The sequence below is a fragment of the Micrococcus sp. 2A genome, assembly GCF_039519235.1.
In the GTDB taxonomy this organism is placed as follows: domain Bacteria; phylum Actinomycetota; class Actinomycetes; order Actinomycetales; family Micrococcaceae; genus Micrococcus.
In genome coordinates this window covers 391,455-405,178 of record NZ_CP154351.1, presented here as the reverse complement: position 1 = coordinate 405,178, position 13,724 = coordinate 391,455, and the positions used below count along the sequence as shown (strand labels likewise).

At 73.7% G+C, this 13,724-nt stretch carries 14 protein-coding genes and 2 tRNA genes; 8 read left to right on the top strand and 8 right to left on the bottom strand.

What is annotated here, in order from left to right; all coding sequences use genetic code 11:
* Positions 1–36: 36 nt before the first annotated feature.
* The gene (locus AAG742_RS01955) at positions 37–519 is read right to left on the bottom strand and encodes a CarD family transcriptional regulator (RefSeq protein WP_248118377.1); all 483 of its coding nucleotides are present in this window, start codon (positions 517–519) and stop codon (positions 37–39) included.
* Between the two features lie 194 nt (positions 520–713).
* On the opposite strand from AAG742_RS01955, the gene AAG742_RS01950 reads away from it, so the two are divergent.
* On the top strand, positions 714–1,265 hold the full coding sequence (locus AAG742_RS01950) for a hypothetical protein (protein ID WP_298713511.1): 552 nt from the start codon (positions 714–716) through the stop codon (positions 1,263–1,265).
* Positions 1,266–1,347: 82 nt separating this feature from the next.
* Here the strand turns inward: AAG742_RS01950 and AAG742_RS01945 are convergent, their stop codons facing one another.
* Together AAG742_RS01945 and AAG742_RS01940 are read right to left on the bottom strand one after the other, a co-directional pair.
* Positions 1,348–2,028, bottom strand: a complete 681-nt coding sequence (locus AAG742_RS01945; RefSeq protein WP_343282229.1) for a response regulator transcription factor — start codon at positions 2,026–2,028, stop codon at positions 1,348–1,350.
* On the bottom strand, positions 2,025–3,251 hold the full coding sequence (locus AAG742_RS01940) for an ATP-binding protein (RefSeq protein WP_298713513.1): 1,227 nt from the start codon (positions 3,249–3,251) through the stop codon (positions 2,025–2,027). The genes AAG742_RS01945 and AAG742_RS01940 overlap by 4 nt, the downstream gene beginning before the upstream one ends.
* Before the next feature lie 175 nt (positions 3,252–3,426).
* On the opposite strand from AAG742_RS01940, the gene phoU reads away from it, so the two are divergent.
* Positions 3,427–4,095, top strand: a complete 669-nt coding sequence (gene phoU / locus AAG742_RS01935; RefSeq protein WP_298713514.1) for a phosphate signaling complex protein PhoU — start codon at positions 3,427–3,429, stop codon at positions 4,093–4,095.
* 71 nt (positions 4,096–4,166) lie between these two features.
* On the opposite strand, the gene AAG742_RS01930 is transcribed toward phoU, so the two are convergent.
* Entirely contained in the window at positions 4,167–4,925 is a 759-nt protein-coding gene (locus AAG742_RS01930; protein ID WP_298713517.1) for a phosphoglyceromutase, read from the bottom strand.
* A gap of 107 nt (positions 4,926–5,032) precedes the next feature.
* Here AAG742_RS01930 and AAG742_RS01925 point away from each other — a divergent pair, with 107 nt between their 5' ends.
* A complete protein-coding gene (locus AAG742_RS01925; protein WP_248118365.1) occupies positions 5,033–5,875 on the top strand; it encodes a class I SAM-dependent methyltransferase in 843 nt (280 codons plus the stop codon).
* A gap of 55 nt (positions 5,876–5,930) precedes the next feature.
* Here the strand turns inward: AAG742_RS01925 and AAG742_RS01920 are convergent, their stop codons facing one another.
* A complete protein-coding gene (locus tag AAG742_RS01920) occupies positions 5,931–6,236 on the bottom strand; it encodes a DUF2516 family protein (protein ID WP_248118363.1) in 306 nt (101 codons plus the stop codon).
* 85 nt (positions 6,237–6,321) lie between these two features.
* Between AAG742_RS01920 and tmk the strand changes: the two genes are divergently transcribed.
* Together tmk and AAG742_RS01910 are read left to right on the top strand one after the other, a co-directional pair.
* A complete protein-coding gene (gene tmk, locus AAG742_RS01915) occupies positions 6,322–6,993 on the top strand; it encodes a dTMP kinase (protein WP_298713520.1) in 672 nt (223 codons plus the stop codon).
* The gene (locus AAG742_RS01910) at positions 6,990–8,192 is read left to right on the top strand and encodes a DNA polymerase III subunit delta' (RefSeq protein WP_298713523.1); all 1,203 of its coding nucleotides are present in this window, start codon (positions 6,990–6,992) and stop codon (positions 8,190–8,192) included. The genes tmk and AAG742_RS01910 overlap by 4 nt, the downstream gene beginning before the upstream one ends.
* 1 nt (position 8,193) lies before the next feature.
* Here the strand turns inward: AAG742_RS01910 and AAG742_RS01905 are convergent, their stop codons facing one another.
* Positions 8,194–8,991 (bottom strand): HAD family hydrolase, encoded by a 798-nt coding sequence (locus AAG742_RS01905; RefSeq protein ID WP_298713526.1) that lies wholly within the window; start codon positions 8,989–8,991, stop codon positions 8,194–8,196.
* A gap of 176 nt (positions 8,992–9,167) precedes the next feature.
* On the opposite strand from AAG742_RS01905, the gene AAG742_RS01900 reads away from it, so the two are divergent.
* Positions 9,168–9,241 (top strand) — tRNA-Thr (locus tag AAG742_RS01900).
* Between the two features lie 78 nt (positions 9,242–9,319).
* Here AAG742_RS01900 and AAG742_RS01895 read toward each other — a convergent pair.
* The gene (locus AAG742_RS01895) at positions 9,320–9,769 is read right to left on the bottom strand and encodes a hypothetical protein (protein WP_298713529.1); all 450 of its coding nucleotides are present in this window, start codon (positions 9,767–9,769) and stop codon (positions 9,320–9,322) included.
* Complete coding sequence (locus AAG742_RS01890) at positions 9,766–10,875, bottom strand: NAD(P)H-quinone oxidoreductase (protein ID WP_298713532.1); 1,110 nt, start codon at positions 10,873–10,875, stop codon at positions 9,766–9,768. The genes AAG742_RS01895 and AAG742_RS01890 overlap by 4 nt, the downstream gene beginning before the upstream one ends.
* Positions 10,876–11,016: 141 nt before the next feature.
* Here AAG742_RS01890 and AAG742_RS01885 point away from each other — a divergent pair.
* Both AAG742_RS01885 and AAG742_RS01880 read left to right on the top strand, forming a co-directional pair.
* A tRNA-Ser gene (locus AAG742_RS01885) sits at positions 11,017–11,104 on the top strand.
* Between the two features lie 178 nt (positions 11,105–11,282).
* On the top strand, positions 11,283–13,709 hold the full coding sequence (locus tag AAG742_RS01880) for a 5'-nucleotidase C-terminal domain-containing protein (RefSeq protein WP_298713534.1): 2,427 nt from the start codon (positions 11,283–11,285) through the stop codon (positions 13,707–13,709).
* Positions 13,710–13,724: the final 15 nt, after the last annotated feature.

Sequence of the window (13,724 nt, the reverse complement as noted above, 5' to 3'; positions counted from 1 at the left end):
GTCCATGTCTTCCGATCCGTCCGCGACGGCGGAGGGTCAGCCCTCGAGCACCTTGTCCAGCATGCCCTCGGCCTCCTCCTCGGAGGTCTTCTTGGCGAGCGCGAGCTCGGACACCAGCACCTGGCGCGCCTTGGAGAGCATGCGCTTCTCCCCGGCCGACAGCCCGCGGTCCTGGTCGCGGCGCCACAGGTCGCGGACGACCTCGGCGACCTTGTTGACGTCACCGCTGGCGAGCTTCTCCAGGTTCGCCTTGTACCGGCGGGACCAGTTGGTGGGCTCCTCGACGTGCTCGGCCTGCAGCACCTCGATCACGTGGTCCAGACCCTCGGAGTCCACGACGTCACGCACTCCCACGAGGTCCACGTTCTCCGCCGGGACCTCGATGGTCAGGTCACCCTGCGCCACCTTGAGCTTGAGATACATCTTCTCTTCACCCCTGATGGTGCGCATCTTGATCTCCTCGATCCGCGCAGCACCGTGGTGGGGGTAGACGACGGTCTCTCCGACCTCAAAAACCATGTGATGTGCCCCTTTCCAGACGGCTCATTCTACCACGGATAAGCCATTTCCCCGCGCGCGTCCCCCCTCTCCAGGCCGCTCCCTGTGGTAGTGGGGCCGCCGGAGCGATCAGGGGGCGGCATCCGGCCATGCGGTACCCTGACGGGTGAGGCCCCGACCGGGCCCCTCCGCCCTCGCACCTGTAGGAGAACCCCGTGAAGTTCGCCGCCACCCGGCCCGCCCGGCGCCGCCTCGCCGCGGGCGCCGTCGCCGCCGCCGCCGCCCTCCTGGGCGTCACCGGCTGCTCCGCCGTGAGCCCCGTCGCCACCGGCATCCAGTACTCCGCCTCCGACGGCGTCAACGGCAGTGCGGAGGGGTTCATCCGCTACTCCAACCTCCTCCTCGTGGGCGCAGGGGACTCGGGTCCGGCGCGCCTGATCGGCTCCCTGGAGAACCCCTCGGACCAGGACATGGCGTACACCTTCACCACGCCGACGGGCGGCTCCGCCACCGTCGACGTGCCCGCCGGTGAGACGGTCGTCCTCGAAGACCAGGACATCGCCCTGGAGCGCAAGGACGCCTGGGTCGGCGAGCTGCTCCCCGTGGTCATCAAGGGCCAGGGCTTCGAGACCGAGGCCCGGGTGCCGCTGATGTCCGCCACGCAGGAGCAGTACCGCGACCTGCTGCCCGAGGGCGTCAGCCCCTCGGACGAGGAGCTCGAGGGCCACCTCCACGAGGAGAGCCTGCACTACGGCGAGGGCCACTGAGCCCAGCACCGCCACGTCGGCCCCGCATCCTCCTCGCCGGAGGTGCGGGGCCGACGTCGTCCCGCGCGGAGGCCGGCCGGTCTCAGGCCTCGAACTTGTACCCCAGGCCGCGGACGGTCACCAGATGCCGCGGGCTCGAGGGGTCCGGCTCGATCTTGGAGCGCAGGCGCTTGACGTGGACGTCGAGGGTCTTGGTGTCCCCCACGTAGTCCGAGCCCCACACGCGGTCGATGAGCTGGCCGCGGGTGAGGACGCGGCCGGCGTTGCGCAGCAGCATCTCGAGCAGCTCGAACTCCTTGAGCGGCAGGGAGACCTGCTGGCCGTCCACCGCCACCACGTGCCGCTCGATGTCCATGCGCACCGGGCCGGCGGCCACGGCGGAGGCCACGAGCTCCTCGGGCTCCCCCTGGCGGGGCATGACCGCGCGCCCGCGGGCCACGAGCTCACGGGAGGAGTAGGGCTTGGTGACGTAGTCGTCCGCCCCGATCTCCAGGCCCACGACCTTGTCGATCTCCGAGTCCTTGGCGGTCAGCATGATGACCGGGACGTTGGAGCGCTGGCGCACCTGGCGGCAGACCTCCGTCCCGGACATCCCCGGGAGCATGAGGTCCAGCAGGATGAGGTCCGCACCGGAGCGCTCGAACTCCGCGAGCGCCTCGTTGCCGTCCGCGGCCACCGTGACCTCGAAGCCCTCCTTGTTGAGGAGGTAGGACAGCGGGTCGCTGAACGACTCCTCGTCCTCCACGATCAAGATGCGGCTCATGCGCTGATCTCCTTCCGGGGTGCGGCCGATGCGGTCACTCGATGACCGCGGCGTTGCGTGACATGGGTGCCGGCCTGCCCGCCGACGACGGGGCTGCCGTCGTCCTCCCACTCGGGCAGCCGGATGGTGAAGGTGGAGCCGCGTCCCGGCTGGGACCACAGCGTGACCTCGCCGCCGTGGTTGATCACCACGTGCTTGACGATGCTCAGGCCCAGGCCCGTGCCGCCGGTCTGGCGGGAGCGGGCCGCGTCCACGCGGTAGAAGCGCTCGAACACGCGCTCCTGGTCCTCCGGGCTGATGCCCATGCCCTGGTCCGTGACGGTCACCTGGGCCAGCCCGTCGTGCGCGCTCAGCCCGATGCCCACGGTGGTGCCGTCCGGGGAGTAGCGCACCGCGTTGTCGATGAGGTTGCGCACCGCCGTCATCAGCTGGTCCGGGTCCCCGTGGACCATGGCGTCCATGCGGCCGCCGACCTTCAGGGTGATGACGCGGGCCTCCGCCGTGAGGCGCAGGCGGTCCACGGCCTCGAGGACCACGGTCCGCAGGTCGACGGCGCGGCCCTCCTGGACCACGTCCTTGGCCTGGAGCCGGGAGAACTCGATGATGTCCTGCACGAGGGCGGTGAGCCGCTTCGACTCGATGCCCAGGCGCATCGCGAAGCGGCGCACGGCCTCCTCGTCCTCCGCCGCGTCCCCGATGGCCTCCGAGAGCAGGGAGATGGCACCCACGGGCGTCTTCAGCTCGTGGGACACGTTGACCACGAAGTCGTGGCGCATGGCCTCCGTGCGGGTCAGGTCCGTGCGATCGTCGGCGAGGATGAGGATGTACTCCTCGTCCAGCGGGGCCACCCGCAGCTCCACCACGAGGCTCGAGGGGGCCAGCGGGCCGCGCGAGAGCTCGATCCGCCGCTCGAGGATCACGCCGTCCGAGCGGACGGCGCCCGTGAACTCGCGCAGCTGCTCGTGGACGAGGGAGTGGCCCCGCACGAGGCCGAAGGCGTAGGCGGACGGATTGGCGCGCACCACGCCGTCGACGGCGTCCACCACCACGTAGGCACGGCCAATGACGGAGAGAACCTCCGCGGTGCCGGGAGCGAGAGTGGGCTCCTCGACGGCCAGGTCCACCGTGCGCGAGCGCTCGGATGCCCGGAAGGCCAGCATGGAGGCCACTCCGATGAGCAGTCCGACCAGTCCGCAGAGGAGGCCGATGATGACGGGATCCACGCGCCCAGCCTAGCCTGCGGCACGGGGCGACCGGGCGGCCAGGAGAGCGTCGATCCGCCGCCGGGCGCCGTTCATGCCGTGTTCACCTCCACCTGACATGGTGAATGCTTCATTGAAGGGGCGCAGCACGGCAGGAAGCACGGCAGACGGTGCGCCCGCACGCGGAGAGGACGTCATGAGGGAGCTGTACCGCGCCAACCTCGACCGGTTGGGACGCGACCTCGTGGAGATCGCCCGCCTCGTCCACCGCGCCGCCCTCGACGGGCGCACGGCGCTCGAGACCGCGGACGTGCACGGAGCGGAGCGGGTCATCTCCGAGGACGCCCGCATCGACATGCTCCAGGAGTCCCTCGACGATCAGGCCGTCCGTCTCCTGTCCCTCCAGGCCCCGGTGGCCACGGACCTGCGCACCGTCGTCGCCTCGCTGCGGATGAGCTCCTCGCTGGAGCGCATGGGCGACCTCGCCCGGCACATCGCCCAGCTCACCCGGCTGCGGTACCCGGAGCACGTGATCCCGGAGGCCGTGCGCCCCGTCTTCACGCAGCTGGCGGACGCCGCCGTCGAGGTGGCCGAGGAGGCCGTCCTCCTGCTCGAGACCCAGGACCTGGCCCACGCGGACCGCATCCACGCCCTGAACGTGGACGTGAACGCCCTGCACCTGTCCGTGTTCCGGGCCATCGCGTCACCCGACTGGACAGCCTCGCCCTCCACGACCACCGACGTCACCCTGGCCTCGCGATACTTCGAGCGGTTCACCGACCACGGTCTCGCCGTCGCGCTGAAGGTCCGCTACCTGGTGACGGGCGAATGCCACCACCGCGGCGCGGACGCCAACGGCGCCTGACTCCTCCTGCACCACGCGCCGGGCCCCCTCCTCGCAGGAGGGGGCCCGGCCCGTCGTCGCGCGTGGGGACGTCAGTGCTTCTGACCCTGCGCGGCCACGGCGGCGGCACCGGCGGCGGCGGCCTCCGGGTCCAGGTAGCGGCCGTGCGGGGTGACGGGCTTGAGGTCCTCGTCCAGCTCGTACACGAGCGGGATGCCGGTGGGGATGTTCAGGCCGGCGATGTCCTCGTCGGAGATCCCGTCCAGGTGCTTCACGAGCGCGCGCAGCGAGTTGCCGTGGGCGGCCACGAGCACCGTCTTCCCGGCCTTGAGGTCCGGCACGATCTCGGCCTCCCAGTAGGGCAGGAGGCGGTCGATGACGTTCTTCAGGGCCTCGGTGCGCGGGGCGTCGTCGCCCAGCTCGGCGTAGCGCTCCTCCCCGGCCTGAGAGAACTCGGACGAGTCGTCGAGTGCGGGCGGCGGGGTGTCGAACGAGCGGCGCCACACCATGAACTGCTCCTCGCCGAACTCCTCCTTCACCTGGGCCTTGTCCTTGCCCTGGAGGGCGCCGTAGTGGCGCTCGTTCAGGCGCCAGTCGCGCTTGACCGGGATCCACTGGCGGTCCGCGGCCTCGAGCGCGAGGTTGGCGGTGGTGATGGCGCGCTTCAGCAGGGAGGTGTGCAGCACGTCCGGGGCGATGCCCTCGGCCGCCATGAGCTCACCGCCGCGGGTCGCCTCGGCCCGACCCTTCTCGGTGAGCGGCACGTCCACCCAGCCGGTGAAGAGGTTCTTCTCGTTCCAGTCGCTCTGGCCGTGCCGCAGCAGGACCAGCGTGTAAGTGGTGTTCGCCATGGCCCCATGATAGGCGGGGCCCCCTCGCGCCGGGCCAGGGACGGCCCCCGCTGCGGCCCGCCTCCGACGTCCGCCGGCGGCCGGAGCGCTCGCCTAGGCTGGCGGCCATGGTGGAGAAGGCCCGGCGGCTGCGCGCGCCCGTGACGGCGGCCCGCGGCGTGGCGCGCGGGCCCCAGGGGCACGTCACGCGGGGCACGACCTTCGCCCAGCGCATGCGCCGGGTCGACCGCTGGCTCGCCGACGTCCATGGCCCCCTGCTGCGCCGCACCCCGAGGCCCCTCGTGGTGGACCTCGGCTTCGGCGCCGAGCCCGTGACCGCCGTCGAGATGTTCCACCGCCTGCGCGCCGTGAACCCGGAGCTCGAGCTGACGGGCCTGGAGATCGACCCGGCACGCGTGGCCCGTGCCCGTGAGCGCGCAGCCGGCGTCCCCGGGCTGACATGGGAGGTGGGCGGCTTCGAACTGGCGGTCCCCCGCGCGCCGACGGTGGTGCGGGCCTTCAACGTGCTGCGCCAGTACCGCGAGGAGGACGTGCCCGACGTGTGGGCCATGATGCGGTCCCGCCTCGCCGAGGGCGGCGTGCTCGTGGAGGGCACGTGCTCCGAGGACGGGCGGCGGGCGGCGTGGGTGGACCTGCGCCCGGAGGGGCCTCACTCGCTCACGGTGGCGATGCGCTTCGGCGCCTTCGCCCGGCCCAGCGACGTCGCCGAGCGCCTCCCCAAGGCCCTCATCCACCGGCACGTGCCCGGCGAGCCCGTGCACCGGTTCCTCGCCGCCGCCGACGCGGCGTGGGAGCGCTTCGCCCCGCTCGCGCCCTACGGGCCGAGGCAGCGCTGGATCGCGACGGCGGACGCTCTGCGGACCGAGGGGTGGCCGGTGCTGGGGCGCGCGCACCAGTGGCGGCGCGGGGAGCTGAGCGTGCGCTGGGACGCGGTGGCGCCGTCGGCGTGATGCGGGCGGGAGCGGCGCGGAGCCGCAGCCCTCAGCGGCCGAGCAGGCGGAGCGTTCAGCGGCTGTAGAGGCGCAGCTCTCCGCGCGGACCGGCGAGGTAGACGGCGGCCACGCAGACCGCAGCGATGCTGAACATGCCGAGGCCGGCGCCCATGAGCAGGCCCATCGCGCCCACCGCGAGCGCGATGCCGGTGAGCAGCAGCCAGAAGCTGCGGTCCCGCTGGCCGGCACGCAGGAATTCGGCGGGGCCGCGGCGGAGCACGTCCGCGAACGCCCAGATCTCGACGCCCACGGCCACGAGCGCCATCGCCTGGAACAGCCAGTGCTCGAACGTGAGGGCGAAGACCATGGGAGCGCTCATGCCCGCCAGTCTAGAGGCAGGGGGGCGCCGGGCGGCGTCGTCCACAGGGTGCCTCGGCGTCCACCCCTCCGTCTAGGCTCGGGGGGTGAGCACCTCGCCCGAGCACCCCGGAGCAGCGCATCCCGGCCTGTTCGTCGCCCTCGAAGGCACGGACGGCTCCGGGAAGTCGACGCAGGCGCGCGCCCTCGCTGAGGCCCTGCGCGCGGCCGGACGGGACGTGCTGCTCACCCGCGAGCCCGGCGGATCGGACCTGGGCGAGCTCCTCCGGGCGCTCATCCTGGATCCGGCGCACGCCCCCGTGGATCCGCGCACGGAGGCCCTGCTCTTCGCGGCGGCCCGCTCCGCCCACGTGGAGCGCACGCTGCGCCCCGCTCTCGCGGCCGGGCGCGTCGTGATCACGGACCGGTACGTGGACTCCTCGATCGCCTATCAGGGGGCCGTGCGCGGCCTGGGCGCGCCGCGGATCGCCGAGCTGAACGCGTGGGCCACGGACGGGCTCGTCCCGGACCTCACCGTGCTGCTGGACGCGGAACCGGAGACGGCCGCCGGTCGCCGCACCGGGCGCGAGCGCGCCGGGGGCGGTGCCCCGGACCGGATGGAGCAGGAGACGGCCTCGGCCCACGGCACCCTGCGCGCCGCGTTCCTGGCCCGCGCCCACCAGGAGCCCGCGCGCTACCTCGTGCTGGACGCGGCGCGCCCGCCGGAGGAGCTGACCCGCCGCATCGTGGAGCACGTCCTGACGGCGGCGGCCCGATGATCGGGGAGACGGCGCCGGAGACCGCCGGCGTGTTCGCCGACCTCGCGGGCCAGGACGCGGTCGTGGCCCAGCTGCGGCGCGCCGCGGCCGAGGAGCGCCCCACGCATGCGTGGCTCTTCACCGGCCCTCCCGGCTCCGGGCGCTCGACGGCGGCGCGCGCCTTCGCCGCCGCCCTGCAGTGCGAGTCCCCCGATCCCCTGCAGCGCGGCTGCGGGCGGTGCCACGCGTGCCGCACCGCCCTGGCGGGGACGCATCCGGACGTCACCGTGCTGGCCACGGAGGGCGTGAGCTACCGGATCGAGGACGTGCGCGCCCTCGTGGAGACCGGCCAGTCCACCCCCGCCACGGGCCGGTGGCGGATCTTCCTCATGGAGGACGCGGACCGCATGACCGAGCGGGCCACCAACGTGCTGCTCAAGGCCATCGAGGAGCCCCCGGAGCGGACCGTCTGGATGCTCTGCTCGCCCTCCCCGGCGGACGTGCTGCCCACCATCCGCTCCCGCTGCCGGCTCGTGACCCTGCGGATCCCGGCCGTCGAGGACGTGGCCGCGCTGCTGCACCGCCGGGACGGGCTGGACACGGACACCGCGCTCCTCACCGCCCGGATCTCGCAGTCCCACGTGGGCATGGCCCGGCGCCTGGCCCGGGACCCCGAGGCGCTGCGCCGCCGGGAGGCCGTCCTCTCCCTGCCCCTGCGGGCCACCGCGGTCTCCGATGCGATGGCGACGGCGGCCGAGCTGGCCGAGGTCTCCCGCGCCGAGGCGGAGTCCTCCTCGGCCGCGCGCGACGCGGAGGAGCTGGCCGGGCTGCGCCGCGCGCTCGGCATCGAGGGCTCGGAGGCCGTGCCGCCCAAGCTGCGCCATCACGTCAAGCGCCTCGAGGAGGAGCAGACCCGGCGCCGCAAGCGCTCCGTGCGGGACGCGCTGGACCGAGCGATGATCGACGTGATCGGCCTCTTCCGGGACGTGCTGCGCGTGCAGCTGGGCGCGGAGGGCGAGCTGATCAACGAGCACCGCCGCGCGGAGATCGAGGCGTACGCACGCGGGGCCGCGGGCTCCTCGGCGGACGTGGTGGCCCGGATCGACGCCGTGGCCCAGGCCCGGACCCGGCTCGCCGGCAACGTGCCGGAGCAGCTGGCCCTGGAGGCCATGATGCTCGCGCTCCTGCCGCGCCGGGCCCGTTCCGGCGCTCGCGGCTGAGTCAGCCGCGGACCTCGACGAGCCCGGGGACCTGGCCGAGCGAGTCGACCACATGGTCGGCGCCGGCCTCCCACAGCTGCCCGGCGTCGCCCTCCCCCGAGCGCACGCCCACCACCAGCCCCGCGCCCGCGCGGCGCCCCGCCCGGATGTCGGCGGCCGTGTCCCCCACCGTGAGCACGCTGCGCACGTCCTCGTGGTCGAGGGCGAGCAGGGCCGTGAGCGTCATGTCCGGGTAGGGCACGCCGCGGCCCGCGTCGTCGGGAGAGAGGCTGAGGTCCGCGAGGCCCATCCAGCCCAGGGACTCGAGGATCATGTTCTGCGTGTGGCGGGCGTATCCGGTGCACAGGCACAGGTCCAGGCCGAGCTCCCTCAGGCGCGTGAGCGCCTCCTCCGCCCCCGGCACGGCCCGCACGCCGTGCTCGGCGAGCAGCCGGTCGAAGGCGGTCTCGAAGGAGCGGGTGGCGGCCAGCGCGGCCGCGCGCTCGGGGAACACCTCTCGGAACACCGCGCTGCGGGAGGTGCCCCGCTGCTGCTCGAAGGTGCGGACCGCCCGATCGTGCTCGGGCGTCCCAGGCGTCACGCCGTGTGCCGCGAGGGCCTCGGAGAACGCGGTGTCCTGCAGCCCTCCCTCCACGATCGAGGTCCCGGACATGTCCACCACGGCCAGGCGCAGCGGGACGTCCGAGGGGCGCGGAGACCGGGCGGGGACGGCGGACGGCTCGGCGGGCCCCCCGCCCACGGCCCGGGGAACGGTGTGGCCTGGGCCGAGACGGACGGGGGCGGCGGGGTGCAGGCGCATGGGACGGCTCCAAGGGTGGGATCGGCTGGACCCCAGTCCATCCCGGCCAGCTGACGGGCGCATGGCGGCCGGGTGAACGCCGCCGGAGGATCCGGTCACGATCGCATATCGGGTGCCGGTGGAATCGGCGCTCCGAACCGGGTAGGATGGACTGCCGTGGCCGTTGCCGGTCACGTGCCTCCTTAGCTCAGCTGGCCAGAGCAGCTCCCTCGTAAAGAGCAGGTCGCCGGTTCGAATCCGGCAGGGGGCTCCCACGGACCCCGTCACCTCCTCGAGGCGGCGGGGTCCTTCCCGTTCCGGGACCGGCGCGGGCGTGCGCCCGGGCGGATCACCCCCGGGACGCCAGCTCCTCCGCGCGTGCCACGTGCCCGAGCGTCCGCTCCGCGTGGCGGCTCACGGCGTCCGCCGTCCCCTGGCCCAGCCGGAACATCGCGGCGGCCTGGGCCGTGGCGGCGAGCTCGTGGGAGGCCCGGGAGAGCTCCCGGTGCACCTCGGACACCGCGGTGGGGATGTGCTCGCCGTCGCCGGGGTGGGTCTCCTGCAGTCGCACGCACAGCGCCCGCACGGCGGGGACGCGGTCCGCGAGCACGTTGCCGGCGTGGACGACGCCGTTGTGCTCCTCCGGCGTGAGCGCGCTGGGGCTGCGCGCGTCCTGGACCACCTGCCAGTAGCGGTCCATCGCGCGCACGAAGCGGTCGTGGCTGCGTCGCCACAGGCCGGTGCCCAGCTCCCGGTCGTCGCTGCGCCCCTGCCGGAAGCGGGCGAAGGGCCCCCTCACGCGCGGGCCTCCGCGGCGCCGTCGCCGGGCTCGCCAGGCGCGTGATCCGCGTCGGCGGGGTCCGTCACGAGCAGGACCTTGCCCGCACGCGCGGCGTGGTCGAACCACTCCTGCGCGGCGGCCGCCTCGGCCAACGGGAAGCGCGCCGCCACGGACAGGTCGATCCGCCCCGCGGCCACGAGCGGGGACACGGCCCTCTCCGTCCCCGCCACGATCCGCGCCTTCTCCACCACCGGCCGTGAGCGCAGCGTGGCGCCCGTGAGCCACCCGCGCTTGGCCACGAGCCGCATGAGGTTGAACCCCTCGGCCTTGACCCCGCCCTGCGCGGCGATCACGACGATCCGGCCCTCCTCCGCCAGGCACCGCACGTTCGCGTCCAGGTAGGGCCCGCCGACGACGTCGAGGATCACGTCCGCCCCGCGCCCGCCCGTGCGCTCGAGCACCCACTCCGCGAACGCGCCCGGCTCGGCGGCCCGGTGGTCGAAGACGTCCTCGGCCCCGAGCGCGCGGACGCGCTCGCACTTCTGCGGCCCGCCCGCCGTGGAGAGGACGCGCCCGCCGATCGCCGCGAGGTATTGGACGGCGAACGAGCCGATCCCGCCGGAGCCCCCGTGCACGAGCACGACGTCGCCCGCGCGCACGCCGCCTCGCTCGGACATCGTGGACCACACCGTGCACGCCACCTCCGGAAGGGCGGCCGCGTCCACCAGGTCCACCCCGTCCGGCACCGCCATGAGCTGGCCCGCGGGGACGGCCACGTACTCCGCGTACCCGCCGCCGGCGAGCAGCGCGCACACCTCGTCGCCCACGGCGAACCGGCCCTCCCCCGGCAGCCCGGCCGCCGGGCCGACCTCCACGACGGTGCCCGACACCTCGAGGCCGGGGATCTCCGAGGCGCCCGACGGCGGCGGATACACCCCGGCGCGCTGCATCAGGTCCGCCCGGTTCAGCCCCGCGGCGGCCACGCGGACGAGCACCTCCCCCGGCCCGACGGCGGGGCGCGCCTCGCGCGCGGCCCGGATCCCGGCGTCGCCCTCCCCGCCCGTGTACCGCACCGCGAGCATCTCCCCTTGCCCGGCCTCTGCACTCGTCCCGTGCTCGTCCATGACGTCTCCTCGCCTCGTTCCGCGCCCTGACTCCTCCTCCTATCATCTCCCCGCCCGCGGCGCGGCAGCCACCGGGCCCGAGCCTCCCGCGGGGCGAGTCGGTAGAGTTGCCCGAGCGGTTCGAGAGCGGACCGCGGTCGAGGATGGTTGTCCGAGCGGCCGAAGGACCCGGTCTTGAAAACCGGTGTGCAGCAACCCTGCACCGTGGGTTCGAATCCCACACCATCCGCGCCGTCCCGGGCGGCGGCGGCCCGCACAGGCCGCCGCCGCCCGGCGCTGGCCCCACTCACCCGTCATTCTCTCCCCACCCGGCGTTCATCCGGAGGTCACCTCACGGTGCTGTGATCGGGGTGATGCGCCACGCACCGCGCGGCACCGCCTCATCACCACGCACCCCGGGGAGAACCATGTCCAGCCTGTTCAGCCGCCGCACCGCGGCCACCGTCGTCTGCACCACCCTGATCCTCGCGCCCGCGAGCGCCATGCCCGCCCTCGCCGTCGAGACGTCCGCGGCGGACGAGAAGACCATCTCGATCCTCTCGTTCAACGACTTCCACGGCGCCCTCTCCTCCGGCTACTCGGGCACCCAGTTCGCCGACACCGTGGAGGACTACCGCACCGCGTTCGAGGCCGAGCACGGCGCGGACTCGGTGCTGCTCACCTCCGCGGGCGACCTGATCGGCGGCTCCGCCTCGGTCTCCAACGTGCAGCAGGACAACCCCACGATCGACATCATGAACGCCCTGGGCCTGGAGGCCCTCGCCGCGGGCAACCACGAGTTCGACAAGGGCCTGGACGACCTCCAGGGCCGCGTCGCCGAGCGCGCCGACTTCCCGGTGCTCTCCGCCAACTTCGTGGACCCGACCTCCAAGGAGCCCGTCCTCACCTCCCACGTGATCCGCGAGGTCAACGGCGTGCGCGTGGCCGTGATCGGCGCCTCCCCGAACGAGCTGTACGCCACCACCACGGGCGCCGGCCTCGAGGGCAACCTGGTCATCGACATGGTGGACGCCGTCAACGCGGTGGCCACGCAGATCGAGAACGAGGGCTCCGCGGACGTGATCGTGGCCTCGTACCACGACGGCGCCGCCGGCAGCGGAGACCTGGCCTCCGAGCTCGCCGACCGCGAGGTCTTCCAGCGCATGGTGGAGGACACCGTCCCCGCCGTGGACGTCATCTTCAACGGCCACACCCACCAGCTCTACCAGTACTCCACCGAGAACGGCGGCGTGGCCCGCCCCGTGATGCAGGCCGCGCAGTCCGGCAAGAACCTCGCCGCCGTCGAGCTCACCCTGGACGCCTCCGGCGAGGTCACCTCGGTGACGCAGCAGATGCTGGAGCGCTCCACCCAGGATCCCGCCGAGGCAGCCGCCGAGTCGGCCGTCACCGCCGAGGTCTACGAGATCGAGCAGGAGGCCGTGAAGGTCTTCGAGGAGATGCAGTCCGAGGTCGTCGCCGACCTGGACGGCTCGATCACCACCGACTACCGGAAGCTCATCGAGGCCGGGAAGCCGTGGAAGGCCGGCGGCACCCGCATGGCCGAGACCACGCTGGGCAACTGGGTCGGCGACGCCGTGAAGCACGCCGCCTCCGCCGTCAACCCCGAGGTGGACCTCGGCGTGACCAACCCCGGCGGCCTGCGCTCCGAGCTGCTCGAGGACCAGTTCAACGACGGCGGCACGTTCACCTCCAAGGGCGACCTCACCGGCCAGCTGACCCTCGGCGAGCTGCTGGACGTCGCGCCGTTCGGCAACACCATCGCCTACTTCGACATCCCGGGCTCCTCCATCAAGGAGGCCATCGAGCAGAACTGGCGCGACGGCGAGCGCCGCTTCACCCTCGGCTGGTCCGAGAACCTGACCTGGACCTACGACGACTCCCGCGCCCAGGGCGACAAGGTCACCGGCATCTGGATCGACGGCGAGCCGATCGACATGGACGCCATGTACACCGTGGCCACGCAGTCCTTCCTGGCGGACGACACCTGGGTGGCCCTCGGCGACCCGGCCAAGGCCCCCGACGGCTACTCCGCCTTCGCGCAGGGCCGTGAGAACTTCGTCAACACGGGCCTGCTCGACTCCCAGGCGGTCGAGGACTACGCGCGGGCCCAGGCCGCCGAGGACGGCGCCGTCGCCCCCGACTACGCGAAGAAGAGCGTGCCGGTCACTGGCGCCCCGGCCACCGTGACCGCGGGCGAGGAGATCGTCCTCACCCTCGGCGACCTGGTGATCGACTCCGACGGCGCCCCCGCCGCCACCGCCGTGGACGTCGCCTTCGTGGGCACGGACGGCACCGCCGTGGAGCTGGGCACCGTGGAGGTGCCCGCCGGCGCTGAGACCGTGACCCTCTCGGGCATCACCGCCCCGGCCACCGCCGGCGCCGGTGAGCTGCGCATGACCGTGCGCTACGCCGACGGCACCGAGACCGTGGTGCGCCACGCCCTCGAGGTGCTGGCCGCCGAGGTCCCCGCCGAGCCGACCGACCCGACCGACCCGACCGAGCCGACCGAGCCGACCACCCCGGCTCAGCCGGCCGAGCCGGCCGTCCCCGCGAACCCCGGCAAGCCGGGCGAGCCCGCCGAGCCTGCTCAGCCCGCCAAGCCCGCGCAGCCCGGCCACCCGGAGAAGCCGGCCAAGCCCGCGCAGCCCGGCCACCCGGAGAAGCCGGCCAAGCCCGCCAAGCCGGCCGAGTCCGACACCGCCGAGCACACCGTCCCCACCAAGGTGCAGACCGGCGATGAGGCCGCGTGGTGGCTCGCCGGGATCGCCGCGCTCGGTGCGGGTGCGCTCGTGCGCTTCCGCAAGGCCTTCGGCACCGCCCCCACCGGCCGCTGAGACGACGACAGACTG

What these genes read in the sequence shown, in the direction of transcription:
- AAG742_RS01955 (WP_248118377.1), bottom strand. Translation starts at nt 519, where the DNA reads ATGGTTTTTGAGGTCGGAGAGACCGTCGTCTACCCCCACCACGGTGCT.
- AAG742_RS01945 (WP_343282229.1), bottom strand. Translation starts at nt 2,028, where the DNA reads ATGAGCCGCATCTTGATCGTGGAGGACGAGGAGTCGTTCAGCGACCCG.
- phoU (WP_298713514.1), top strand. Translation starts at nt 3,427, where the DNA reads ATGAGGGAGCTGTACCGCGCCAACCTCGACCGGTTGGGACGCGACCTC.
- AAG742_RS01930 (WP_298713517.1), bottom strand. Translation starts at nt 4,925, where the DNA reads ATGGCGAACACCACTTACACGCTGGTCCTGCTGCGGCACGGCCAGAGC.
- AAG742_RS01925 (WP_248118365.1), top strand. Translation starts at nt 5,033, where the DNA reads ATGGTGGAGAAGGCCCGGCGGCTGCGCGCGCCCGTGACGGCGGCCCGC.
- AAG742_RS01920 (WP_248118363.1), bottom strand. Translation starts at nt 6,236, where the DNA reads ATGAGCGCTCCCATGGTCTTCGCCCTCACGTTCGAGCACTGGCTGTTC.
- AAG742_RS01910 (WP_298713523.1), top strand. Translation starts at nt 6,990, where the DNA reads ATGATCGGGGAGACGGCGCCGGAGACCGCCGGCGTGTTCGCCGACCTC.
- AAG742_RS01905 (WP_298713526.1), bottom strand. Translation starts at nt 8,991, where the DNA reads ATGCGCCTGCACCCCGCCGCCCCCGTCCGTCTCGGCCCAGGCCACACC.
- AAG742_RS01890 (WP_298713532.1), bottom strand. Translation starts at nt 10,875, where the DNA reads ATGGACGAGCACGGGACGAGTGCAGAGGCCGGGCAAGGGGAGATGCTC.
- AAG742_RS01880 (WP_298713534.1), top strand. Translation starts at nt 11,283, where the DNA reads ATGTCCAGCCTGTTCAGCCGCCGCACCGCGGCCACCGTCGTCTGCACC.